Here is a 24,427-nt window from a genome sequence, read left to right as displayed (position 1 = left end):
CATGCTTATAATTCGAGCCGTACCGGATCGCCGCCCACGGCGACCGCCCCACGGAGACACCCGCTTGAATCCCGCCGCCGACGCCCCCGCCTCGCCGCCCGCCCTCAATCGGCCGATGCTGACCCTGTCGATCATGCTCGCGACGCTGATCCAGACGCTCGACAGCACGATCGCGAACGTCGCGCTGCCGCACATGCAGGGCACGCTGTCCGCGTCGCAGGACGAAATCACCTGGGTGCTGACCTCCTACATCGTCGCCGCGGCGATCGCGACGCCGCTGACCGGCTGGCTGTCCGACCGGCTCAGCATGAAGCGGCTGCTGACGATCTCGATCGCGGGCTTCACGATTGCGTCCGCGCTGTGCGGGCTGTCCGAGTCGCTCGTGCAGATCGTCGGCGCACGGCTGCTGCAGGGCGTGTTCGGCGCGGCGCTGGTGCCGCTGTCGCAGTCGATCCTGCTCGACATCAACCCGCGCGAGAAGCAAGGCCAGGCAATGGCGATCTGGGGGATGGGCGTGATGGTCGGCCCGATCCTCGGCCCGACGCTCGGCGGCTGGCTCACCGACAGCTACAACTGGCGCTGGGTGTTCTTCATCAACGTGCCGATCGGCGCGTTCGCACTGGCCGGCGTGCTGACCTTCCTGCCCGCGCGCGCACCGCGCCCGCACGTGAAATTCGACGCGTTCGGCTTCGCGACGCTCGCGCTCGCGATCGGCGCGTTCCAGGCGATGCTCGACCGCGGCGAACAGCTCGACTGGTTCGGTTCGTACGAGATCCGCATCGAGGCGCTCGTCGCCGCGCTGAGCTTCGCGTTCTTCCTCGTGCATACGGCGACCGCCGGCCACGCATCGTTCTTCAAGTCGGAATTGCTGCGCGACCCGAACTTCGCGACCGGCACGCTGTTCATCTTCGTCGTCGGCGCGGTGCTGTACGCAACGCGCGCGCTGCTGCCGCCGATGCTGCAGAACCTAATGGGCTATCCGGTCGCGACGACGGGGCTCGTCACCGCGCCGAGCGGCGCGGGCACGATGATCGCGATGCTGTTCGTCGGACGATTGCTGAAATACGTGGACGCGCGGGCGCTGCTGCTCGCCGGGCTGGCGATTTCCGCGCTCGCGCTGTGGCAGATGATGCAGTACACGATCGTGCTGTCCGAGGCGGACATCGTGTGGCCCGGGGTGGTCCAGGGCTTCGGCCTGGGGCTCGTGTTCGTGCCGCTGAGCGCGCTGTCGTTCTCGACGCTGCAGCCCGAACTGCGCGCGGACGGCACGGCCACCTACAGCCTGATGCGCAACATCGGCAGCAGTATCGGCATCTCGATCGTCCAGACGCTGATGACGCGCAACACGCAGGTCGCGCATGCCGACCTCGCGACCCACATCACGCCGTTCGACCCGGCCGTGCAGGCGATCGCCGGCAGCCACGTCGACATCGCGCTGCTCGACCGCACGATCAACCAGCAGGCCGCGATGATCGCCTACCTGAACGACTTCAAGCTGATGTTCGTCGCGACGCTGCTGATGATCCCGCTGTTGCTGCTGATCCGCCCGCCGCAGAAAACGGCGAGCGTCGACGTCGCGCACGCGGCGATGGATTGACGCAGTGCGGCGGGCACCTGCCCGCCGCGGGTCGCGACGTCAGGCCTTCATCGTCCCGGTGCGCACGTAGCGCTCGTGCCACGACAGCGCCTCGGCGAGCAGGTGCGGCGTGTGCTTGCCGAAGCTCTCGCGCGACGCGCGCTCGAAGTAGTCCTCGAGCATCGGCCGGTAGTCGGGATGCGCGCAGGTCGCGATGATCTTGCGCGCGCGCTGCTTCGGCGACAGGCCGCGCAGGTCGGCGAGCCCCTGCTCGGTAACGACCACCGCGACGTCGTGCTCCGTATGGTCGACGTGGCTCGCCATCGGCACGATCCGCGAGATCGCGCCGCCCTTCGCGGTACTCGCCGACATGAAGCACGACAGGTAGCCGTTGCGCGCGAAGTCGCCCGAACCGCCGATGCCGTTCTGGATCTTCGTGCCCATCACGTGCGTCGAGTTCACGTTGCCGTAGATGTCGGCCTCGATCATCCCGTTCATCGCGATGCAGCCGAGGCGGCGCACGAGTTCCGGATGGTTGCTGATCTCCTGCGGGCGCAGCAGGATCTTTTCGCGGAACGTCGCGATCTCGTCCGCGAAGCGCTGCACCGCGGCCGGGCTCAGCGACAACGCCGTGGCCGACGCGAAGCTCAGCGTGCCGTCGTCGAGCAGGTCGAGCATGCCGTCCTGGATCACTTCGGTGTACGCGGTCAGGTTCGAGAAGCCGGCCGAGCTGAGTTCCGCGAGCACCGCGTTCGTGATGTTGCCGACGCCCGACTGCAGCGGCAGCAGGTTTTCCGGCAGGCGGCCGCGCTTCACCTCGTGGCGCAGGAAGTCGATCAGTTGCAGCGCGATCTGCTTCGACGTGGCGTCCGGCGCGGAGAATGCGTTGCTGCGGTCCGGCGCGTCGGTCTCGACGATCGCGACGATCTTCTCGGCCGGGCAGCGCAGGTACGGCTCGCCGATCCGGTCGTCGCTTTTCGTCAGCGGAATCGGCTTGCGGTGCGGCGGCAGCGCGGTGCCGTAATAGACGTCGTGCATCCCGTCGAGGCCGAGCGGCTGGCGCGAGTTCACTTCGAGGATCACGTGCTTCGCCTGCTCGAGCCACGTCTTGTTGTTGCCGATCGACGCGGACGGAATCAGCAGCCCGTCCTCGCGGATACCCGCGACTTCGACGATCGCGACGTCGAGGTCGCCGTACAGCCCGAACCATGCGTATTGCGCGACGTGGCTCAGGTGGACGTCCTGGTAGTCGACTTCGCCGTTGTTGATCTTGTCGCGCAGCGTCGGGTCGGACTGGTACGGCAGGCGCATCGAGATGCCGTTGGTGCGGGCGAGCGCGCCGTCGAGTTCCGGCGCGGTCGATGCGCCGGTCAGCACGTTGATCCGGAAGTCCTCGCCGCGCGCGTGGGCCGCGTCGATGTGGGCGGCGAGCGCGGCGGGCACGGCCTTCGGATAGCCGGAACCGGTGAAGCCGCTCATGGCGACGGTCATGCCGGGGCGGATCAGCGCGGCGGCTTCGTCGGCGGTGCGGACGAGCGAACGCAGGGCGGGAGCGAGGATGCGTGAAGAAGACATGGCTGTATATCTGACGCTTTTGGTCTGTCGTTGACGTCGCGGGGGGTGTCTCCTGGGCGACGCGAAGCCCTTGGGGCCGCGAGGGGCGGCCCGGCACCACGGGCACGGTCGGAGTATCGCAGAGGCCATCGCCGCGAAATGTCCGTTGAATGCAAAAGATACTTGCCGAATGCGCCGGGTATCGAACGGCCGTTCTGTGACAGGGAGCCGGCTGCGCATCGAATGCAGTCGAAAGGTGCGCGAAAGCGGACCGCCAATTTGCCGCACGCGGATTACAAATTGCCTGACGCCAATCGATCGAGATCTTTCCGGATTGACCGCGCAAACGCGGGGAATCCGCATGCGACGGCCGATCGGCGATCGCCGCAGCCGATTGTCTCCCGACGCGGCTTTTGCGGGCCTGATGCACATCAACGCGTCGACGCGCGCGGAGCGCCGCCGCGCCCGCGCGCAAGGCCCGTCCGCCCTTGACAGCCGCGCGACGCGAACCACACTGAAGCTGGTAAGGCCCGCCTGCGCGAACGCCGTTTCGCGCATCCGGTTCGCAACCGGCCGATGTCCGGAATGCGCGGTAACACTCCCGTATGTCAGGACATTGATCGAATAAAAAGCAACAAATTACAATTCCGTATATATTTCGCCGATGGACCAAAGAAAAACCGCCACACGTTCCGAACCGCCCCTGCCACGCACCTGGGATGCGCGGCTCGCGCGCTCGCTTGTACGCCCGCTGATCGACACGCCCGTCACCCCGAATCACCTCACTACCCTTCGTCTGCTGATCGGCCTCGCCGGTGCCTGGTGCCTCGCGCAAGGCGGCTTCGGCTGGATCAACGCGGGGGCATTCCTGATCGTGCTGTCGAACTTCGTCGACCACACCGACGGCGAACTCGCGCGCATCAGCGGCAAGTCCAGCAAGATCGGTCACTTTTACGACCTCGCGGCCGACGCGCTCGTGACGGTCGCGCTGTTCGTCAGCATGGGCCTCGGCATCGTCGCCCAGGGCGGCCAGATGGCCGCGTCGCCGGTGCTGCTCGGCGCGGTGGCCGGTGCGGCCGTCGCGCTGATCTTCTTCCTGCGCATGCGGATCGAATCGATCGCCGGCAAGGCCGGCACCAAGCAGGCGTTCGCCGGCGGCTTCGAGACGGAAGACGTGCTCTACCTGCTGCCGATCGTGACGCTCGTCGACGGCGTCCAGCCGTTCCTGCTCGCGGCATCGATCGGCGCCCCGCTGTTCGCCGCGTGGGTCGTGATCGACTGGTGGCGCATCGTCCGCCGCGGCAATCTCCCGCAGAACCCTACCGAAATCCAGGTTTCCAAATGACTCCTAGCACGCGCGACGACTCCGTGCTGAGCCCGGCACGCCCCGCGCCTGCGCGCGCGGCAGCGGCCGATCCCGATCGCACCGTGGCCGACTGCGTCGGCCGTCTCGACCTCGACCGCCTGCGCGGCGACTACACGCGCCAGGGCTCGTTCCTGTACCTCGACGCATTCCTGCCGGCCGACGCGCACGCGAAGCTCGCGGCCGCCGCCCGCGCGATGCAGGCCGGCCTGAACCGCAATTACCTGCCCGGCCACAAGCAGGGCGGCAGCGTGAGCCGGCACACGATCGACGAGCAGGCGCCGTACATCGCGGAGCTGTACCGCTCGAAGGCGCTGATCGGCTTCCTCGAGAAGGTCACCGGCGACAAGCTGATGCTGTCGCCGGACGACGATCCGCATGCGTACGCGCTGTACTACTACACGAAGCCGGGCGACCACATCGGCTGGCACTACGACACGTCGTACTACGACGGCCGTCGTTACACGCTGCTGATCGGCGTGATCGACGAGTCGTCGTGCCGGCTCGACTACGAACTGCATACGCGCAATCCTGACGTGCCCGACGAACCGGGTTCCGTGCAGATCGCCGACGGCGGCATCGTGCTGTTCGACGGCGACAAGCTGCGCCATCGCATCACGCCGCTCGGCCAGAACGAGACGCGCGTGTCGCTCACGTTCGAATACGTGACCAACCCCGGCATGCGGCCGTGGAAGCGCTTCATTTCGAACATGAAGGACGCGATCGCGTATTTCGGTTTCCGCCAGGTGTTCAAGCAGCTGGCTACGCGCCGGTCGAGCGGGTCATGACACGCGCCGGCCTGATCCTGCTGTCCCTCGGAACGGCACTGTTCGTCGCCCTGCTCGCGTGGCAGGGCGTCGGCGCGGTCGCGTCGACGTTCCTCGCGGCCGGCTGGGGCCTCGCGCTCGTCGCGGCATTCCACGTCGTCCCGCTCGTGATCGACGCGCTGGCGATCTCGGTGATGTTCCGCCGCGGCCAGCCGGGCGCCGAGCTCGGCAACGCGCTGCGCGCGCGCTGGGTCGGCGAATCGGTGAACAGCCTGCTGCCCGCCGGGCAGATCGGCGGCCCGGTGCTGATGGTGCGCCACCTCGCGCAGCGCGGCACGCGGATGGCCGACGCGGCCGCCGCGGTCACCGTCAGCACGACGATGCAGGCGCTCGCGCAGATGGCGTTCGCGCTGATCGGCATCGCCACGTTCAGCGTGTATGCGACGCACGAGTCGGTCGCTCACCTGCGCACGCCGGCGCTGATCGCCACCGGCGTGCTCGGCGCACTGGCCGTCGCGTTCTACGCGGCGCAGCGGCGCGGGCTGTTCGGCCGCGGGTTGCGTCTCGCGTCGAAGCTGCTCGGCCCGCGCGACTGGTCGTCGCTGGCGACCCGCGCGGACGCGATCGACGACGCGGTCGGCGCGCTGTACCGCGATCGCGCGAAGGTCGCGAAGACTTTCGCCCTGAGCCTCGCCGGCTGGATCGTCGGCACCGCCGAAGTGTGGCTCGCGCTGCACTTCCTCGGGCACCCGGTCAGCTGGCTCGACGCGCTGCTGCTCGAGAGCGTCGGCCAGGCGATTCGCGGTGCGGCATTCGCGATCCCGGGCTCGCTCGGTGCACAGGAAGGCGGTTACCTGCTGCTCGCCCCGCTGGTCGGCCTGCCGCCCGACGCGGCGCTCGCGCTGTCGCTCGCGAAGCGCGCGCGCGAACTCGCGCTCGGCCTGCCCGGCCTGCTCTATCTGCATTTCAGTGAAAGAAACTGGCAGCGGCGCCGTGCGCCGCAGCCCATCGCCGACTGATCGTTCAGATCCGCCGGCTTTTTGGTTGGAGAACCCATGCGAGCCATCATTCTTGCGGCAGGCCTCGGCTTGCGCCTGCAACAACCGCCCGAGGCGCAATTTCCGAAGTGCCTGCTGCGCTTCGACGACGTGTCGCTGCTCGAGCGCCATCTGCGTGTGCTCGACGCCGCGGGCGTCGATGAAATCGTGCTCGGGCTCGGCTTTCAGCACGAGAAGGTCGAGCAGGAACTGAAGCGCCTCGGCCGCACCGCCGAGATCGTGATCAACGAGCGCTACGACCTCGGCAGCGTGCTGACCGTGCATACCGTCGCCGATGCGATGACGCGTGGCGGCGACGTGCTGCTGATGGACGCCGACGTGCTGTACGACGAGAACATCCTGCACGCGCTGGTCGCCGATGCCGACCAGTCGGTCGACCGCCTGCTGATCGATCGCGACTTCGAGGCCGGCGACGAACCCGTCAAGCTATGCCTGAAGAACGGCGTGCCGGTCGAGCTGCGCAAGCAGCTCGCGGTCGACCTCGACTACGACACGATCGGCGAGTCGGTAGGCTTCTTCCGCTTCACCGAAGGCACCGCGCGCCGCCTCGCGAAAATCGTCGCGGGCTACGTCGACAGCGGCCGCGCGAACATGCCGCACGAGGAAGCCGTGCGCGACCTGCTGCTCGAAGGCGGCCACGCGTTCGACGTCGCCGACGTCACGGGTTCGCCGTGGATCGAAATCGACTTCCCGAACGACGTCGCACGCGCGACGCAAGAGATTCTCCCCCTGATTCAACGCACGACCGCCGGAGCCGCACGATGAACGCACGCGAACCCAACTTCTCCGAATCGCGCAGCGCACGCCTGCGCCGCATGCTCGTCAGCAGCGAACTCGAATTCCTGATGGAAGCGCACAACGGCCTGTCCGCGCGCATCGTCCGCGAAGCGGGCTTCAAGGGGATCTGGGCATCGGGCCTCGCGATCTCCGCGCAGTTTGGCGTGCGCGACAACAACGAGGCAAGCTGGACGCAGGTCGTCGACGTGCTCGAGTTCATGGCCGACGCGAGCGACCTGCCGATCCTGCTCGACGGCGACACCGGCTACGGCAACTTCAACAACGTGCGCCGCCTTGTGAAGAAGCTCGAGCAGCGCGGCATCGCCGGCGTCTGTATCGAGGACAAGCAGTTCCCGAAGACCAACAGCTTCATCGGCGGCGAGCGCCAGCCGCTCGCGGAAATCGACGAGTTCTGCGGCAAGATCAAGGCCGGCAAGGATTCGCAGACCGATCCCGACTTCTCGATCGTCGCGCGTGTCGAAGCGCTGATCGCAGGCTGGGGGATGGACGAGGCGCTGCGTCGCGCGAACGCGTACGCGGAAGCCGGCGCCGACGCGATCCTGATCCACAGCAAGCTGTCGCGCCCGGACGAGATCCTGCAGTTCGCGCGCGAATGGAGCGGCAAGGCGCCGCTCGTGATCGTGCCGACCAAGTACTACAGCACGCCGACCGACGTGTTCCGCCAGGCCGGCATCAGCACCGTGATCTGGGCGAACCACCTGATCCGCGCGTCGGCATCCGCGATGCAGGCGACCGCGCGCGAGATCCACGAGAGCGAAACGCTGATCAACGTCGAGGACCGCGTTGCATCGGTCAACGAGATCTTCCGCCTGCAGGACGCCGACGAGTACTCGGCCGCCGAGCGCATCTACCTGTCGTCGTCGTCGCGCGCGTCGAACGCCGCGATCGTGCTCGCCGCGAGCCGCGGCAAGGGCCTCGAAGCCGTCACCGAAGACAAGCCGAAGGTCATGCTGCCGGTCGCCGGCAAGCCGCTGCTGCGCTGGCTCGTCGACGGCTTCAAGACGCACGGCGTGAACGACATCACCGTGGTCGGCGGCTATCGCGCCGACGCGATCGACACGTCGGGCATCAAGCTCGTGGTCAACGAACGCCATGCGCAGACGGGCGAACTCGCGTCGCTCGCATGTGCGGCCGAACGCCTGACCGGCGACACCGTGATCTCGTACGGCGACCTGCTGTTCCGCAGCTACATCGTGCGCGACCTCGCGGAGAGCGAGGCCGAGTTCAGCGTCGTCGTCGATTCGTCGCTGACGGAAACCAACCAGAGCGTGCGCGACTTCGCGCTGTGCTCGGCGGCGGACGACCGCGGCCTGTTCGGCCAGAAGACGTATCTGCAGCGTGTGTCGAGCGACGTCGCCGCCGGCACGCCGCACGGCCGCTGGATCGGTCTCCTGAACGTGCGCGGCGCGGGCGTCGACCGCCTGAAGGCGATGCTCGCGACGCTGCAGGCGCGCCCCGATTTCGACACGCTCGACATCCCGTCGCTGCTCAACGAGCTGATCGCCGCCGGCGAGAAGATCGAGGTCCAGTACGTGCACGGCCACTGGCGCGGCGTCAACGATCTGGAAGACTTCCGCCGCGCGGGCGACTTCGCGCACGGCCAGACGCCGCTGTCCGAGCCGGGCGCCGGCAACGGGGGCGCGCAATGATCGAAGCGGCCCAGTTCGTCGAGGCCGCGCGCGAACGCGGTTTCGACTGGTACGCGGGCGTGCCCTGCTCGTACCTGACGCCGTTCATCAACTACGTGCTGCAGGACCCGACGCTGCACTACGTGTCGGCCGCGAACGAAGGCGACGCGGTCGCGCTGATCGCGGGCGCCACGCTCGGCGGCAAGCGCGGGATCGCGATGATGCAGAACTCGGGGCTCGGCAACGCGGTGAGCCCGCTCACGTCGCTGACCTGGACGTTCCGGCTGCCGCAGCTGCTGATCGTCACGTGGCGCGGCCAGCCGGGCGTCGCCGACGAGCCGCAGCACGCGCTGATGGGCCCGATCACGCCGGCGATGCTCGACACGATGGAAATCCCGTGGGAGACGTTCCCGACCGACCCCGAACAGGTCGGCCCGGCGCTCGACCGCGCGATCGCGCACATGGACGCGACGGGCCGCCCGTACGCGCTCGTGATGCAGAAAGGCAGCGTCGCGCCGTATGAGCTGAAGGCGAATCCGGCGGCCGCGCCGCGCGCGCATGTCGCCGCGCAAGCGTCGTCGCGTGCCGCGTCGGCCGACGCGTGGCCGACCCGCCACGACGCGCTGCAGCGCGTGATCGCGCACACGCCGGTCGATTCGACCGTCGTGCTCGCGTCGACCGGCTTCTGCAGCCGCGAGCTCTATGCGATCGACGACCGCCCGAATCAGCTGTACATGGTCGGCTCGATGGGCTGCGTGACGCCGCTCGCGCTGGGTCTCGCGCTCGCGCGCCCCGACCTGCGCGTGGTGGCCGTCGACGGCGACGGCGCCGCGCTGATGCGCATGGGCGTGTTCGCGACGCTCGGCACCTACGGCCCGGCCAACCTCACGCACGTGCTGCTCGACAACGGCGCACACGAATCGACGGGCGGCCAGGCGACCGTGTCGCAGCATGTGTCGTTCGCGGGTGTCGCGGCCGCATGCGGCTATGCGTCGGCGGTCGAAGGCGACACGCTCGACGTGCTCGATGCGACGCTCGCCGCGCGGGCCGACGGTGCGCAGTTCGTGCGCGTGGCGATCCGCACGGGCGTGCCCGACGGCCTGCCCCGCCCGACCGTCACGCCGGTCGAGGTCAAGACCCGCCTGATGCGGCATATCGGCGCCGCACAGGCTGAAGCCCACGCCGAAGGAGCTCATTGATGCTGCTGCTGAATCCCGGCCCGGTCACGCTCACCGAACGCGTGCGCCGCAGCCTGCTGCAACCCGACCTGTGCCATCGCGAAAGCGAATTCTTCGATCTGCAGGATGAAGCGCGTGCGCGCCTCGTTGCCGCGTACGAGCTCGATCCGGCCGAATGGGCCGCCGTGCTGATGACCGGCTCGGGCACCGCCGCCGTCGAGAGCATGATCGCGGCGCTCGTGCCGCAGGACGGCAAGCTGCTCGTGATCGAGAACGGCGTGTACGGCGAGCGCATCACGCAGATCGCGACGCAGTACGGAATCGCGCATGAGGTGCTGAAGCACGAATGGATGCAGGCGCCCGATCTCGCGCAGATCGCCGCGCGTCTCGACGCGGGCGGTTATTCGCACGTCGCGGTGATTCATCACGAAACGACGACCGGCCGGCTGAACGACCTCGGCGCGATCGCCGACGTGTGCCGTGCGCGCGGCGTGAAGATGCTCGTCGACGGCGTCAGCAGCTTCGGCGCCGAAGCGATCGACTTCACCGGCGGCGTGATCGACGCGGTCGCCGCGACCGCGAACAAGTGCCTGCACGGCGTGCCGGGCGCCGCGTTCGTGATCGTGCGCCGCAGCGCGCTCGCGAAGGCGGCGAGCCGCACGTATTACCTTGATCTCGGCCGGCTCGCGAAGCTGCAGGATCAGCGCAATACGCCGTTCACGCCGTCCGTGCACGCGTACTACGCGCTCGTCGAGGCGCTGCGCGAGTTCGACGAAGCCGGTGGATGGCGCGCGCGGCATGCGCACTACAAGGCGCTCGCCGATCAGGCGCAGGCCGGGCTCGCGGCGCGCGGGATGTCGCTCGTGCTGCCGGAAGGCGCGTCGTCGGTCGTGCTGCGTGCGTACCGGCTGCCGCAAGGCGTCACGTACGAGACGCTGCACGACGGGCTGAAGGCGCGCGGCTTCGTGATTTATGCGGGGCAAGGCGGGTTGTCGAAGGAACTGTTCCGGATCTCGACGATGGGCGCGATTCAAGCGGCTGATGTCGAGCGGTTGCTGGAGGGTTTTACGGCGCTGACGCAGTAACGCTACTCGCTTCGTCGACGAAAGGCCCGCAAGGGCCTTTTTTGTTGTTTGCGAGGTTCGGGGAAAGACTCGACTGTGCAGGTGACATTTGGGCGGCCGCGGGCACATGCGAGTGGCTGTCGGCGAACCAATGCCGTCATTGCCCCGACGAAAACCGTACGTTGGGCGCAGTTGCGAGCCGGTGCCCGGTCGAGCGTCGGATCGGTTTCATCTTGATATCGATCTGTCCGACCGATCGCTTTGTTTGCCGGCATCGACGCAACATGCCAAAGCAGGCCAGTTCAATCCCGCGTCCCGTCATTCCGCGGCAGTGACGACACACACTCGGCCTGTATTCGAAGTCATTTGGCTCGCCTCAGCACGACCTCACCCGAGCCTCCCCCGGAGGCTGAGGGCGTGGTCCATCTGAGCTCGTCTCCCGAGAGGACAAACGGCCTGCGTTGCTCGACACCGTTCCAGTTCGGAAACGTGCCTGCTTCTATGTGAAAGGTGATGGTTCTGTCTGCTTCGTTGACGACGTACGTACCAAAATGTGCGATCGAACCTTGCACCACGGCGCGATATTCCTCTGCACTGCCTTTCATTCGATCGTTGGACACATACTTGGGTAGGTCGCTGCGCGAATTCACCAGCGCGTAGTGACCATGGCCATCAAAAATCACCAGACCGCGCGGATCAGATCCGTACATGGGTGTGCGGCTTCCGTCCGGGCGGACGGTGTCGGCCGAGACATACGTCCATGCACCGGCCAGCTGCTGGTCCAATGACTTGTCCAGCTGCTGTTGACTCAACGCAACGCCCGATTGCACCGCGAGCCCCAGAAGCACCCATCGCGAAGCAGCGGCGACGATGTGGATACGATTCATGGTCCCTCTCTCCTCTCGCAAACTGACCCATAACGACAAATATAGAACGCACGCAAGGAAAGGCGGAGGCAATCGCCGCTGCCGCGAATGTGCGAAGGCGGCCGTATCCGCCCATTGTTCGGCACCAACCTCTATGGATGGGTCGGCGTCGAAGGTGAAGCCTGCGGCCCCCGGCATCGGCGATGCGCGCAGCGAAGAGGCCCGCATGACGATCGCCGTCGAGAAAGCGTCGAGCCACGGCTTCGCCAACCTGCCGATCACGGCGCACATCACGGAGACGCAGCGCAAGAACGGTGATTACTCAGATACGGGCAAGCGCACGGCGCGCACGGTCGTCCACTACGACGGCAAGTCGTACGGCATCGACATGTTCCGGAACTTCTGGTATTCGCCCGCCGCAATGAAGCGCTTCAAGTAAGGCCGGAGCGAATCGCCACCCCACCCGCCTATTCCGCCACCTTCGGCCCGATCGGATCGGCCGGCGCCGGCATCCGCCGCGCATCGTCGCGCAGGCGTCGTGCTTCGCGCGCGGTGAAACGATCCTTCAACCGCAGGAACGGCTTCTCGACGAGGAAGTAGCTGGCCGTCGCGGCCAGCAGCGCCCACACGATGCCAAGTGGAAACGCATGCGCAACCGGCAGGCCCGGATTCGCGAACGGCTGCTGCCACAGATACAGGCTGAACGAGATCGTGCCGACGAACACGACCGGCGCGGCCCGCAGCCAGCGCGCGCACCAGAACTCGCTGCGGAAATTCAGCACGACGATCACGATCGCGATCAGTGCGGCCTCGAGCGTCACGCCGTAGGTCGCATTCCAGAAGCCGCCGAGCCGATGTTCGGCAAGCGGCATCCCGAACAGCACGATGAAGACGAGCGCCGTCACGATGCGCGTCTCGCCGCGCCACGAGCCGATCCATGCTTCGAGCCGTTCGCGTTCGAGCGCCGCGTAGCAGCCGATCAGGATCGGATCGACGCCCGTATGCAGCATCATCCCGAGCTGCCCGCGCAGCGCCGGCGCGACGAAATACGTGAGCGCGCGCGCGAGCGGCACGGCCAGGATCAGCGCGGCCAGCCGGCACGTGCCGCGACGGCGGGCGCCAAACACGAACAGCAGCGGCCAGAACCAGTAGAACTGCTCCTCGAGCGCGAGCGACCAGAAATGGCCGAGATACCACGCGCCGTCCGGGTGCAGCACGTTGTCGCCGCTCAGCCCGAACCATGCCGAGTAATTCCACAGATGCAGCGCCGCATACAGCCACTGGCGGCGCCCGACGTCGAGCCAGCCGACGGCGGCGAGCACGCCGATGGTCGCGAGATACACGTAGCACGCCAGCCAGATTCGCAGCGCGCGGCGCACATAGAACGACGTCAGCGCGATCCCGCCGGTGCGCGCGCACTCCGCGCGCAGCACGTTGGTGATCAGGAAGCCGCTGAGGACAAAGAAGATCAGCACGCCGAGCCGGCCGTCGGCGACAAGCCGCAGCGGCGCGAGCCAGCCGGTATAGCCGCCCGGCAGCACGCGTTCCGCATGGCCGACGACGACCATCGTGACCGCGACGGCGCGCAACCCGGTCAGTTGCTTGACGCGATGGTTCATCGGTTCGTTTCCCGTTGGCACGGCGGAGGAACGGAATGAAGGCCGGCGCCCGCGATCGGTGCGCCGATATGCCGCCGGGATTTTGTCTGAAAAATATCGGAACGAAATTGGCAAAAAAAATTCCGCCGAGCATGCCGGCCGCAATGCCGCGCCGTGCAACCGGCTGCGCCATCGCACGCAACGGCCGGAATGAATGGGCATAATGACAAGCCTTGCCCGGCGGCCGCCGGGCCGATGCCGACACAACGAATCTGCGGCGCCGCAATATCCGCGAGACCGGCGCTGCCGTATTCCGATCGCCCACCGGCCCGTGCGTCGTCCGCCGCCCTGCCGACCCTCACCCGGAGCCTGCCTGTGTACCCACCGATCGAACCCTACGCCCACGGCCACCTCGACACCGGCGACGGCCACCGCATCTACTGGGAGCGCTGCGGCAACCCGTCCGGCAAGCCCGCGGTGTTCCTGCACGGCGGCCCGGGCGCGGGCTGCAGCCCCGACCATCGCCGCCTGTTCGATCCCGAGCGCTACGACATCCTGCTGTTCGACCAGCGCGGCTGCGGGCGCTCCACACCGCATGCGAGCCTCGACAACAACACGACCTGGGACCTGGTGGCCGACATCGAGCGGTTGCGCGAGATGGTCGGCGCGCAACAGTGGCTCGTGTTCGGCGGCTCATGGGGCAGCGCGCTCGCCCTCGCCTACGCGCAGACGCATCCGCAACGCGTCAGCGCACTCGTCGTGCGCGGCATCTTCACGATGCGCCGCGCGGAGTTGCTGTGGTACTACCAGGAAGGCGCGTCGTGGCTGTTCCCGGACCTGTGGGAAGAATTCCTCGCGCCGATTCCGCAAGCCGAGCGCGATGACCTGATGGCCGCGTACCATCGCCGCCTGACGGGCGACGACGAAGCCGCGAAACTCGAAGCCGCGCGCGCATGGAGCCTCTGGGAAGGCCGTACGATCACGCTGCTGCCGGACCCGGCGCTGGCCGCGCACTTCGCGGACGGCCACTATGCGCTCGCGTTCGCGCGGATCGAAAACCACTACTTCGTGAATCGCGGGTTCGTCGAGGAGGGCCAGTTGCTGCGCGACGCGCATCGCCTCGCCGGGATTCCGGGCGTGATCGTGCAAGGCCGCTACGATATCGCGACGCCCGCACGCACCGCATGGGATCTCGCGAAGGCATGGCCCGACGCGAGGTTCGAGATCGTGCCGGATGCCGGACACGCATTCAACGAACCGGGCATCCTGAAGGCCCTGCTTGCGGCGACGGACCGGTTCGCGGCGTAAGCGCAAGCAACGCAGCACATACCGCGCAATACCACGCGGCGCGCGGCGCGCGGCAGCCGGCCATGCCGGCCGGCGCGCGCCGCCCCGCTCAGAGCGCCGCTTCGACGATCGTGCGGCCGCTGATCGCCCGCTCGACGAGTCGTTCATCGCCAACCTTGCGGATCGCATCGTCGAGCAACCCTTCCGGCTCCTCGGTCGCGACCTTCAGCAGGCCCGACAGGCCACGCGCGTCGAGCACCACGAGCGTTTCCATCGAATCCGCACGGCTCACGAGCACGCGGCGGAACGCCGGGCCCGCGCCGAAGCTCGCGCAAAGCTCTATCGTCTCGTTGCCGAGCGTGTAGTCGAAGTTCTTGATCATGTCTGCCGCCGTTGCAAGGGAATGGCGACGCGCGACGGCGCGGCGCCGTGACGTCGACGCACCCGTGCGTGCCGCCGGCGCCGGATCGGGTCCGATCCGTTCGCCGGCAACACCATGCTAGGCGGGCAGTATTAACGACGACTTAAACGTCCGGCGACCGGCGCATCTGGCCTTAGAGCGCCTCATCGAGCGGCTCGACCGTCACACCGACCTTCAGCTCCTGATCCGCGCCGCCGCCGCGAATCACGCCGCGCAGCGGCGTCACGTCCGCGTAGTCGCGGCCGATCGACAGCATCACGTAGTCGTCGCCCGGCGCGCGGTCGTTGGTCGGATCGAGCTGCAGCCAGCCGCCGTCTTCGGGCCACGCCGGGTCGTACACGTCGACCCATGCATGCGAGGCGTCCGCACCGATCAGCCGCGGCTGCCCGGGCGGCGGCTGCGTCAACAGATACCCGCTCACGTAGCGCGCGGCGAGCCCGAGCGAGCGCAGCGCGCCGATCATCACGTGCGCGAAATCCTGGCAGACGCCCTTGCGCAATCGCAATGCATCGAGCGCCGTCGTCGTGATGTCGGTGCTGTTCGGCGTATACGCGAAGTCGGCGTGAATCCGCCGCATCAGGTCCCATGCGGCCTGCACGAGCGGCCGCTGCGGCTTGAAGCTGGCGGCCGCATACGCAGCCAGTTCCGGATCGCACGCCACGTGCGGCGACGCGAACACGAATTCGCTCGCCGCGTCGTACGGCTGCCCCGCGCGAAACCGCAGGCGGTCGCGCACGGCTTCCCATGCGGTTGCGTGCTCGGGGTCGGGATGCGCGATCGCGGGCGGCGGCGCGCCGCGTGCGCCCTGCGACCAGACGGGCGGGCTCACGCGCACCGTGCTGCGGCTGCGCACGAGCAGCGCATCGTGCGGCTGGTTCAGCGCGAACGATGCGCGCGCGTTGCCGAACGCGTCGATCTCGGTGCCGACCGTTTCCGGTCCGGGTTCGATGTCGAGCGCGAACGACAGCACCTGCTGGCGCGGCGTCGCGAGCGGCTGCAGCCGCGCCTGGTGCTGGGCCGATTCGACGCGCGCCGCGTAGCGATATTCGGTGTCGTGCGTGACACGCAGGACACGACCGGCCGACGTCGTCGGCGTGGCCGACGTGGCCGATGCATTCGAGGCCGCAGGCACGACCGCCGCCGCTGTCTGCTTCGCACTGCCGGGGGCGGCCGCGGGCGGCGTCTTCGCCGCGTGTTTCGGCGTCACCATAGCGTCCTGCCCGCCTCGCGAACGTGGCTGAAATATCGCTCGCCGATCCGGTTCGACAGATCCCACACGGCCTTCACGGTCGTGTCGAGTGCATCGAGCAGCGCGTCGTGCCGACCATCGTCGCCGGTTTCACACAGTTCGTGCAGCGACCACGCGGGCACGTCCGGAATCGTCTCGGCCAGTTCGGACAGCGCATAGCCCTCGCTGCGCTCGACCTTCGTCAGCCGGCCGCGCAACGCCTGCACGACCCAGCCGAGCGAGCGCGGATTGTCGGTGTCGAGCACGACGAGCGACAGCAGCGGCGCGACGTCGAAGCCGCGCTGGAAGCGCGAGCGGAACGTGATCGTGCTGTCGAACAGCTCCAGCACGAGTTCGAAACCGTCCTGCCGGTGCACCGCGCCTTCGTCGAACGCGAACTTCAGCACGCTGCACAGGAAGTCCAGCCGGTCGATCTGCCGCCCGATCGACAACAGCCGCCAGCCGTCGTCGCGCGTCATGTTGTCGGTCTGCGCGCCGGTGATCGCGCCGAGCAGCAGCCCGAGGCGCTCCAGCAACTGCAGCGCCTCGTTGCCGATCTGCTCCTCGGCTTCCGGATGATCGGCGCTGTCGGCGAACAGTTGCGTCGCGTCGTCGATCAGCCGCCACTGATCGCTCGACAGCCGTTCGCGGATCGCCGCAGCCGCGCCGCGCATCCCGAACAGGCAGGACGCGATGCCCGACGTGCGGTCCGCGCCGCGCGTCAGCGACGTCGCGAGCGCGTACTGGAACGCACGCGGCGCATCGACGGCGTTCGGCGCGTCGGGCGCGATCAGGCCGGTGTCGCGGCACAACGTGTCGATCAACTCGAGATGCGCGGGACTGTCGACGTCGTCCTCGCCGCGCAGCCGTTCGAGCGCGGCGCGCGCGAGACGCATCAGGTTGGTCGCGCGCTCGGTATAGCGGCCGAGCCAGAACAGGTTCTCCGCCGCGCGGCTCGCGATCGCGCGCGGACGCTCGACCAGATCGTCGGGGCCGAGACGCGTCTGCAGCAGCGTCGTCGAATCGACGATGCCTTCGGTCATCACCCACGTATCGACCGTGCTGCCGCCGCGCGGCATCGGCGCGTTGAACAGCGTATCGCGCGTGCCGACCCGCGACAGTCCGCCCGGCAGCAGCCGCCAGCGCTGCGCGCCGTCGGCGAGCGCGAACACGCGCAGCAGCAGCGGCTTCGGCACGATGCGCGCGCCGCCGCTGCCGTCGGACGCGTCGTGCCCCGGCCAGGTCGGCGCCTGCGACAACGGCAGGTCGGCCTGCACCGTGTAATGCTCGGGCCGGGCCAGGATCCGCGCACGCCATTCGGCCAGTTGCGCCGGCGTGAGCCGCGCGCCGATCACCGGGTCGAACGCGCCGCCGGCCTGCACCTCGGGCGGATACGACGGCTTCACGATGCTGCGCGCAAGCTGCGGCAGCGCATCGCCGCACGCGGCCGCCTCGCCGCACCACCACGAATGCACGGCCGGCAGCGTCAGCGTTTCGCCGAGCAGCGCTTCCGCGAGGCGCGGCATGAAGCCGAGCATGCCCGGCGACTCGAGGAAGCCCGAACCCGGCGCATTCGCGAGCAGCACGTTGCCGGCCCGCACGGCCTGCAGCAGGCCGGGCACGCCGAGCATCGAATCGGGACGCAGTTCGAGCGGATCGAGCCACGCGTCGTCGACGCGCCGCAGGATCCCGTGCACGGGTTCGAGCCCGCGCAGCGTCTTCAGGAAGACGCGGTTGTCGCGCGCGGTCAGGTCACCGCCCTCGACGAGGGTGAGGCCGAGGTAGCGCGCGAGATACGCATGCTCGAAGTAGGTCGCGCTGTGCGGCCCGGGCGTCAGCAGCACGATCCGCGAATTCTTTCTGGCGGGACTGAGCGCCTGCATGCTCTGCAGCAGCGACCGGTACGCGGAAGCGAGCCGCTGCACGCGCAGCCCGCGGAAGCCGCGCGGAAAGAGCCGCGACACGATCAGCCGGTTCTCGAGCAGATAGCCGAGGCCGGACGGGCCCTGCGTGTGCTGCGCGACGATCCGCCATTGGCCGTCGGGGCCGCGCGCGAGATCGAACGCGACGACGTGCAGCCACGTGTCGCCCGGCACGCGTGCGCCGCGCATCGCGCGCAGGTAGCCCGGGTGGCCGGTCACGAGCGCGGGCGGCAGCAGCCCGCGCTGCAGGATCGTCTGCGGTCCGTACAAATCGGCCATCGTCGCGTTCAGCAGCCGCACGCGCTGCAGCACGCCGCGCTCGATCGCGACCCAGTCCTCGGGCGTGACGATCAGCGGCAGCAGGTCGAGCGACCACGGGCCGGCCGCGCCGTCGCCTGCGCGTTGTTCGTGGAGCTGGTAGAACAGGCCGTTCTCGCGCATGCGGCGCTGCAGCGCGTCGGCGCGGCGGTCGAGGTCGGCCACGCCGTCGCTGCCGATCGACGTGAAGAAGCTGCGCCATGCGGGGGCGAGCAGCGGCGCGGTGAGGCCGGCGGCACTGCCGCGCAGTTCGTCGTAGCGGCCGGCCGCGGCCGGCGCCGCGAGCGCGGCGGCCAGTTCCGCGGCGTCCGGCTGCGCGCCGGTATCGAAAAGCGTGGGCATCGCGTCGGCGTCGGCGAGATCGTCGGGGTGAATGGGCGGCACGGTCGGTATCGTTCCGTCGTCAGGGGGCAGCGGTGCCCGCGCGCCGCCGCACCGTCGTCCGGGCACGGCAGACGCGGCGGGCGGCCGCAGTCTGCCCGCATCCTAGCACTCCTCCCGGCGCGCCGGGAGGTCGGAGACCGCGCATCGTCGTGCGTCCTTTCATCCGACGATCAGGGCCGTCGCAGGTCGAGCGTGAACGGGAATTCACGGCTCGGCGCGGCGGCCGCCACGTCCATCCGCCCCGGCGTGTGCCCCATCGCGACGAAACGCGCGAGCCGGCGGCTCTCGGCCTCGTACGCGTTGACCGGGAACGTCGCATAGTTGCGCCCGCCCGGGTGCGCGACGTGATACCGGCAGCCGCCCAGCGAGCGCTGCAGCCACGTATCGACGATGTCGAACGTGAGCGGCGCATGCACGCCGATGGTCGGATGCAGCGCCGACGGCGGCGCCCACGCCTTGTAGCGCACGCCCGCGACGTATTCGCCGACGGTGCCGGTCGGCTGCAACGGCAGCGCGCGGCCGTTGACGGTCACGACGTGACGGTTGTCGTTCAGCCCGGTCACGCGCACTTCGAGCCGTTCGACCGACGAATCGACGTAGCGCACCGTGCCGCCGGGCGCGCCCTCCTCGCCCATCACGTGCCACGGCTCGAGCGCGCCGCGCAGCGACAGCTGCATCCCGTTCACCGCGATCTGGCCGAACAGCGGGAAGCGGAATTCGAAATGCGGCGCGAACCACGCGGAATCGAACGCGAAACCGGCGTCGCGCAGCTCGGCCAGCACGTCGTCGAAATCCATCTTCAGGAACGCGGGCAGCATGAAGCGATCGTGCAGCGCGGTGCCCCAGCGCGTGAGCGGCGTCGTATACGGCGCGGCCCAGAAGCGCGCGACCAGCGCGCGCAGCAGCAGTTGCTGCACGATGCTCATCCGCGCATGCGGCGGCATCTCGAACGCGCGCAGTTCGAGCAGGCCGAGCCGCCCGGTCGACGAATCCGGCGAATACAGCTTGTCGATGCAGAATTCGCTGCGGTGCGTGTTGCCGGTCACGTCGATCAGCAGGTTGCGCAGCACGCGGTCGACGAGCCACGGCGGCATGTCCTGCCCGTACAGCAGCTTGTTGCGCTGGATTTCCGCGAATGCGATGTCGAGCTCGTAGACCTGGTCGTTGCGCGCCTCGTCGACGCGCGGCGCCTGGCTCGTCGGACCGATGAACAGCCCCGAGAACAGGTACGACAGCGACGGATGGTTGTGCCAGTAGGCGATCAGGCTCGCGAGCAGATCGGGGCGGCGCAGGAACGGGCTGTCGGCCGGCGTCGCGCCGCCGAGCACGAAGTGGTTGCCGCCGCCCGTGCCGACGTGCCGGCCGTCGACCATGAACTTCTCGCTGGACAGCCGCGACTGCCACGCGGCGTCGTACAGGAATTCGGTCTGGCCGACGAGTTCGTCGAAGCTCTTCGCCGGATGGATGTTCACCTCGATCACGCCAGGATCGGGCGTGACCTGCAACAGCTTGAGCCGCGCGTCGCGCGGCGGCGGATAGCCTTCGAGCACGAGCTTCACGCCGAGGGCCTGCGCGGTCAGCTCGATCGCCGCGAGCAGGTCGAGATAATCCTCGAGCGCGGCGAGCGGCGGCATGAACAGGTACAGGATGCCGTTGCGCACTTCTGCGCACATCGCGGTACGCGTGATCCATGCGGCCGATTCGAAGCGCTCGGGGTGGCGCTGCGGGTCCTGCGCGGCATGCGCGTGCCGGTCGCCGGCGGCGCTGCCGTCGCTGCGCAACTGCATGACCGTTTGCGCGGACGCTTCGCGATGCACGCCGGCCAGGTAACGCGGCGCGTCGGCCGCACCCGCATGACGCGCACGGAACGCGGCCGCGTCCGGCAGCGCGTCGCGCGGCGCGAACGGATCGCGTTCGACCAGGTACGGATAGTCGGCGCCGGCGACCCACGGCAGCGAATCGAGCGGCAGCCGATAGCCCATCGGCGAATCGCCGGGCACGAGGTACATCCGTTCGTCGCGGAAGAACCACGGGCCGGTCTGCCAGCGCGGGCCGTCGAGACCCGGCGCGTCGTCCGTGCGCTTGATCGGCAGCACGTAGCCGACCACGCTGTCGAGATGCTGGTCGAACACCTTGCGCAACCGCGCGCGCTCGAGCTCGTCGTCGAGGCGCGAGTCGAACGGATCGACGTTGACGGGCAGCCGGCGCTCGCGCCACAGGTAGTACCAGACATCCTCGTAGCCGGGCCGCACGAATTCGTCGGTCAGTCCGAGGCGCGCGGCCAGCGCGTCGATGAAGCGCTTCGCGTCGTCGGTCGTGCACGCGGACGGCTCGCGCTCGTCGGCGAACAGCGACGGGTCGTGCCACACGGGCTGGCCGTCGGCGCGCCAGAAGATCGACAGCGCCCAGCGCGGCAGCTGCTCGCCCGGATACCACTTGCCCTGCCCGAAATGCAGGAAGCCGCCTTCGCCGTATTCGGCGCGCAGCCGCTGCACGAGTTCGGTCGCATAGCCGCGCTTGGTCGGGCCGAGCGCATCGGTGTTCCATTCGGCGCCGTCGCGATCGTCGATCGACACGAAGGTCGGCTCGCCGCCCTGCGTCAGCCGCACGTCGCCGGCCGTCAGCGCGCCGTCGACCTGCGCGCCGAGCGTGCGCACGGCGTCCCATTGCTGCTCGGTATACGGCTTCGTCACGCGCGGCGATTCGTACACGCGCGTCACCACCATCTCGTGCTCGAACGACACTTCGCATTCGTCGATCAGCCCCTCCACCGGCGCGGCGCTGGTCGGCTGCGGCGTGCATGCGAGCGGGATGTGCCCTTCGCCGGCGAGCAGGCCCGAGGTCGGATCGAAGCCGATCCAGCCCGCGCCCGGCAGGTAGACCTCGCACCACGCGTGCAGGTCGGTGAAGTCGACCGACGTGCCGCTCGGGCCGTCGAGCGCCTTCACGTCGGGCGTGAGCTGGATCAGGTAGCCGGACACGAAACGCGCGGCGATGCCGAGATGCCGGCACAGCTGCACGAGCAGCCACGCGCTGTCGCGGCACGACCCGGACGCGAGCTCGAGCGTCTGCTCGGGCGTCTGCACGCCCGGCTCCATCCGCACCAGATAACCGATGTCGTGCTGCAGCTGCTGGTTCAGCGCGACGAGGAAGTTCACGGTGCCGGCCGGCGTGCGGTCGACGCCGTCGAGATACGCGCGGAACAGCGGCGCCGCGCTCGTCTGCGGATCGCACGCGAGGTACGGCGCGAGTTCGGTCTTCAGCGCATCGTCATAGCTGAACGGGTATTGCTCCGCGCTGGCTTCCAGGAAGAAGTCGAACGGGTTGTACACCGACATCTCGGCAACCAGGTCGATCGTGATCTCGAAGTGTTCGGTGCGCTCCGGAAACACGAGCCGCGCGAGATAGTTCGAGAACGGGTCCTGCTGCCAGTTGATGAAGTGCTGCGCGGGCTCGACGGTCATCGAATACGCGACGATCGGCGTCCGGCAGTGCGGCGCGGGCCGCAGCCGCACGATCTGCGGCCCGAGGTTGACGGGCCGGTCGTAGCGGTAGCGGGTGGTGTGATGCAGCGCGACGTGAATGGGCATGGGAGAGCCGCTCGGTTCGGGTTGGACCGGCCGCGCGCGCCGCGTCGCCGTCGCTGCGGCGGCACGGCACGGCGGGTTCGGAGAAGGTGTGCGTCAGACCAGTTCGGGCGACTGCACGACGCTGATCTCGATGCCGACGACGCTCGCGCCAATCCCCGTCACCGGTTGCGCGTCGCGATAGTCGAGGCCCACGGCGATGCGCACGTAGCGCTCGTCCGGGCAGCGGTTCATGAACGGATCGAAGCCGACCCAGCCGAGCCCTTCGACGTACGCCTCGGCCCACGCATGACCGGCCGGCTGCTGCATCAGCGCGACGGCCTGCGGCTGCGCGCCGAGTGCCGCCTGCGGCAAGCCCTGTGACTGTGCGGCATGCGATGCGCCGAGCACCTGCTGCATGCCGTCGCCCGTCTGCAGCGCGAGCGCTTCCTCGGCATCCTCGTCGCTCGCGCTCTGCTTCGCGTCGGCGATGCGCTGCATCGCGCTGTCGGCGAGCACGTAGCCCGAGATGTAGCGCGCGGGCACCTTCAGCGCGCGAGCGGCCGCGATGAACGCGTGCGCATGGTCGCGGCTGGTGCCCTCGCCGCTTTGCAGCGCGGTTTCGGCATCGACCGGCGCGTCGGCCAGGTTCGGCGCGTATGCGATGCGGTCGTGCACTTCCGTCATCAGCCAGTGCAGCGCATCGAGGCTGTGCGGCTCGATCGGCAGCGCCTGCGTGAGCTCGCGCACGGTGTCGCCGGCTTTCGTGAGCGCGGTCTCGCGCTCGAAGATCCACGGCGGTGCATAGCCCTCGGGGTTGCCGAGGATGCCCGCGCGGTCCTGCGTCTCGACGACGCCGGCCGCGACCACGACGACCTCGTTCTTCGCGCCGCGGTCGTGGCGCACGAGGTCGATCCGGTTGCCGAATCCGTCCGCATAGGAAAGCGTCGGCTCGACGCCGTCGATCGTGACCTGCCACGCGCCCACCGTCTGCCCGGGCCCCGATTGCGGGCGCAGCCGCAGCCGTTGCAGCGCATGGGTGGCTTGATCGTCGAACTGATAACGCGAGATGTGTCGGATGGCGAGTCGCATGGCAAGTCTCAGTCGAAGTTGTAGGCCTGGGCGATATCGATCCCCAGGCTGTTGTTGCGGCCGATGAAGTCGGTCAGGAACTCGTGCAGGCCGCTCTTGAAGATCCGCTCGACCGAGGTGTCGGACAGCATCTGCAGAATCTTCGTGGCCGTGTCGTGACACGGGTGTGTCACGCCGTAATCCTTCGCGAGCAGGTTCAGGCTCGACACCACGCGCCCGTAGCAATAGCGCAGCGAGCGCGGCATGCGGCCGTTCAGGATCAGGTAGTCGGCGATGTTCATCGGCTTGTACTGCACGTCGTACACCCAGCGGTACGACCGGTGAGCGGCCACGCAGCGCAGGATCGTCTCCCACTGGTAGTTGTCGAGGATCGTGCCCACGTGCGACACCGACGGCAGCAGCAGGTGGTATTTCACGTCGATGATCCGTGCGGTGTTGTCGGCGCGCTCGACGAACGCGCCGATCTGCGCGAAATCGAAGATCTCGTTGCGCAGCATCGTGCTGTAGAAGCTGCCGAGGATCAGCGCGGTTTCGCGCTTCACTTCGTCAAGCACCGCCGGCAGCCCGCTCTCCGGCACCGGCTGCGCGAGCGCCTGGCGCAGCGCGAGCCATGCGCCGTTCACGCTCTCCCACGCCTCGCGCGTGAGCGCCGTGCGCACCATCCGCGCGTTCGAGCGCGCGGCCTCGATGCACGACAGCACGCTCGACGGGTTGTCGCGGTCGCGCAGCAGGTAGTCGGTCACGGTATCGGCGGCATAC

General features: G+C 68.6%; 20 protein-coding genes and 1 pseudogene. 12 read left to right on the top strand and 9 right to left on the bottom strand.

Going from position 1 to position 24,427, the window contains the following annotated elements; translation table 11 throughout:
* The first annotated feature begins 64 nt into the window (after positions 1–64).
* Positions 65–1,597 carry a DHA2 family efflux MFS transporter permease subunit gene (locus U4012_RS00105; RefSeq protein ID WP_321795117.1) on the top strand — a complete coding sequence of 511 codons (1,533 nt, stop codon included), beginning with the start codon at positions 65–67 and terminating at the stop codon, positions 1,595–1,597.
* Between the two features lie 39 nt (positions 1,598–1,636).
* On the opposite strand, the gene U4012_RS00100 is transcribed toward U4012_RS00105, so the two are convergent.
* Positions 1,637–3,151, bottom strand: a complete 1,515-nt coding sequence (locus U4012_RS00100) for an acetyl-CoA hydrolase/transferase family protein (protein ID WP_321795115.1) — start codon at positions 3,149–3,151, stop codon at positions 1,637–1,639.
* A 340-nt stretch (positions 3,152–3,491) separates the two neighbouring features.
* Between U4012_RS00100 and U4012_RS00095 the strand changes: the two genes are divergently transcribed.
* From U4012_RS00095 to U4012_RS00060, 8 genes are read left to right on the top strand one after another with little or no spacing between them, the layout of a single operon-like run.
* Entirely contained in the window at positions 3,492–3,758 is a 267-nt protein-coding gene (locus tag U4012_RS00095) for a hypothetical protein (RefSeq protein WP_321795113.1), read from the top strand.
* A gap of 36 nt (positions 3,759–3,794) precedes the next feature.
* A complete protein-coding gene (locus tag U4012_RS00090; RefSeq protein WP_124485032.1) occupies positions 3,795–4,475 on the top strand; it encodes a CDP-alcohol phosphatidyltransferase family protein in 681 nt (226 codons plus the stop codon).
* The gene (locus tag U4012_RS00085) at positions 4,472–5,281 is read left to right on the top strand and encodes a 2OG-Fe(II) oxygenase (RefSeq protein ID WP_044843987.1); all 810 of its coding nucleotides are present in this window, start codon (positions 4,472–4,474) and stop codon (positions 5,279–5,281) included. Before U4012_RS00090 ends, U4012_RS00085 begins: the two co-directional genes overlap by 4 nt.
* Positions 5,278–6,279, top strand: coding sequence for an HpnL family protein (locus tag U4012_RS00080; RefSeq protein WP_044843986.1), 1,002 nt, complete (start codon positions 5,278–5,280; stop codon positions 6,277–6,279). Before U4012_RS00085 ends, U4012_RS00080 begins: the two co-directional genes overlap by 4 nt.
* A gap of 36 nt (positions 6,280–6,315) precedes the next feature.
* Positions 6,316–7,083, top strand: a complete 768-nt coding sequence (locus U4012_RS00075; RefSeq protein ID WP_321795106.1) for a phosphocholine cytidylyltransferase family protein — start codon at positions 6,316–6,318, stop codon at positions 7,081–7,083.
* The gene (gene aepX, locus U4012_RS00070; protein ID WP_124920476.1) at positions 7,080–8,765 is read left to right on the top strand and encodes a phosphoenolpyruvate mutase; all 1,686 of its coding nucleotides are present in this window, start codon (positions 7,080–7,082) and stop codon (positions 8,763–8,765) included. Before U4012_RS00075 ends, aepX begins: the two co-directional genes overlap by 4 nt.
* On the top strand, positions 8,762–9,943 hold the full coding sequence (gene aepY, locus U4012_RS00065) for a phosphonopyruvate decarboxylase (protein ID WP_321795101.1): 1,182 nt from the start codon (positions 8,762–8,764) through the stop codon (positions 9,941–9,943). The genes aepX and aepY overlap by 4 nt, the downstream gene beginning before the upstream one ends.
* Positions 9,943–11,007 carry a 2-aminoethylphosphonate aminotransferase gene (locus U4012_RS00060; protein ID WP_321795098.1) on the top strand — a complete coding sequence of 355 codons (1,065 nt, stop codon included), beginning with the start codon at positions 9,943–9,945 and terminating at the stop codon, positions 11,005–11,007. Before aepY ends, U4012_RS00060 begins: the two co-directional genes overlap by 1 nt.
* 341 nt (positions 11,008–11,348) lie before the next feature.
* On the opposite strand, the gene U4012_RS00055 is transcribed toward U4012_RS00060, so the two are convergent.
* The gene (locus U4012_RS00055) at positions 11,349–11,873 is read right to left on the bottom strand and encodes a lipocalin-like domain-containing protein (RefSeq protein WP_321795095.1); all 525 of its coding nucleotides are present in this window, start codon (positions 11,871–11,873) and stop codon (positions 11,349–11,351) included.
* 93 nt (positions 11,874–11,966) lie between these two features.
* Between U4012_RS00055 and U4012_RS00050 the strand changes: the two are divergent.
* A pseudogene (locus U4012_RS00050) lies at positions 11,967–12,291 on the top strand (multidrug ABC transporter ATPase); the annotation flags it as partial.
* 28 nt (positions 12,292–12,319) lie between these two features.
* On the opposite strand, the gene U4012_RS00045 reads toward U4012_RS00050, so the two are convergent.
* On the bottom strand, positions 12,320–13,471 hold the full coding sequence (locus U4012_RS00045) for an acyltransferase (protein WP_321795093.1): 1,152 nt from the start codon (positions 13,469–13,471) through the stop codon (positions 12,320–12,322).
* Positions 13,472–13,506: 35 nt separating this feature from the next.
* Here U4012_RS00045 and U4012_RS00040 point away from each other — a divergent pair, with 35 nt between their 5' ends.
* Together U4012_RS00040 and pip are read left to right on the top strand one after the other, a co-directional pair.
* Complete coding sequence (locus U4012_RS00040; RefSeq protein WP_321795091.1) at positions 13,507–13,674, top strand: hypothetical protein; 168 nt, start codon at positions 13,507–13,509, stop codon at positions 13,672–13,674.
* A gap of 151 nt (positions 13,675–13,825) precedes the next feature.
* A complete protein-coding gene (pip, locus tag U4012_RS00035) occupies positions 13,826–14,758 on the top strand; it encodes a prolyl aminopeptidase (RefSeq protein WP_321795089.1) in 933 nt (310 codons plus the stop codon).
* Positions 14,759–14,846: 88 nt separating this feature from the next.
* Here pip and U4012_RS00030 read toward each other — a convergent pair whose 3' ends face one another.
* From U4012_RS00030 to U4012_RS00005, 6 genes are all read right to left on the bottom strand, one after another.
* Positions 14,847–15,119, bottom strand: a complete 273-nt coding sequence (locus U4012_RS00030) for a hypothetical protein (RefSeq protein ID WP_124485046.1) — start codon at positions 15,117–15,119, stop codon at positions 14,847–14,849.
* A 172-nt stretch (positions 15,120–15,291) separates the two neighbouring features.
* Positions 15,292–16,368 carry a transglutaminase family protein gene (locus U4012_RS00025; protein WP_321795085.1) on the bottom strand — a complete coding sequence of 359 codons (1,077 nt, stop codon included), beginning with the start codon at positions 16,366–16,368 and terminating at the stop codon, positions 15,292–15,294.
* Complete coding sequence (locus tag U4012_RS00020; protein WP_124485088.1) at positions 16,362–18,968, bottom strand: circularly permuted type 2 ATP-grasp protein; 2,607 nt, start codon at positions 18,966–18,968, stop codon at positions 16,362–16,364. The genes U4012_RS00025 and U4012_RS00020 overlap by 7 nt, the downstream gene beginning before the upstream one ends.
* Positions 18,969–19,180: 212 nt before the next feature.
* The gene (locus U4012_RS00015; RefSeq protein ID WP_321795083.1) at positions 19,181–22,600 is read right to left on the bottom strand and encodes a transglutaminase family protein; all 3,420 of its coding nucleotides are present in this window, start codon (positions 22,598–22,600) and stop codon (positions 19,181–19,183) included.
* A 93-nt stretch (positions 22,601–22,693) separates the two neighbouring features.
* Positions 22,694–23,668, bottom strand: a complete 975-nt coding sequence (locus U4012_RS00010) for a transglutaminase family protein (RefSeq protein WP_321795081.1) — start codon at positions 23,666–23,668, stop codon at positions 22,694–22,696.
* 8 nt (positions 23,669–23,676) lie between these two features.
* Positions 23,677–24,427: alpha-E domain-containing protein (locus U4012_RS00005; RefSeq protein ID WP_321795079.1), on the bottom strand; the 751-nt coding region annotated here is incomplete at its 5' end.

Source organism: Burkholderia sp. BCC1988, from assembly GCF_905339895.1.
In the GTDB taxonomy this organism is placed as follows: domain Bacteria; phylum Pseudomonadota; class Gammaproteobacteria; order Burkholderiales; family Burkholderiaceae; genus Burkholderia.
This window is presented reverse-complemented; position numbering and strand designations above follow the sequence as displayed.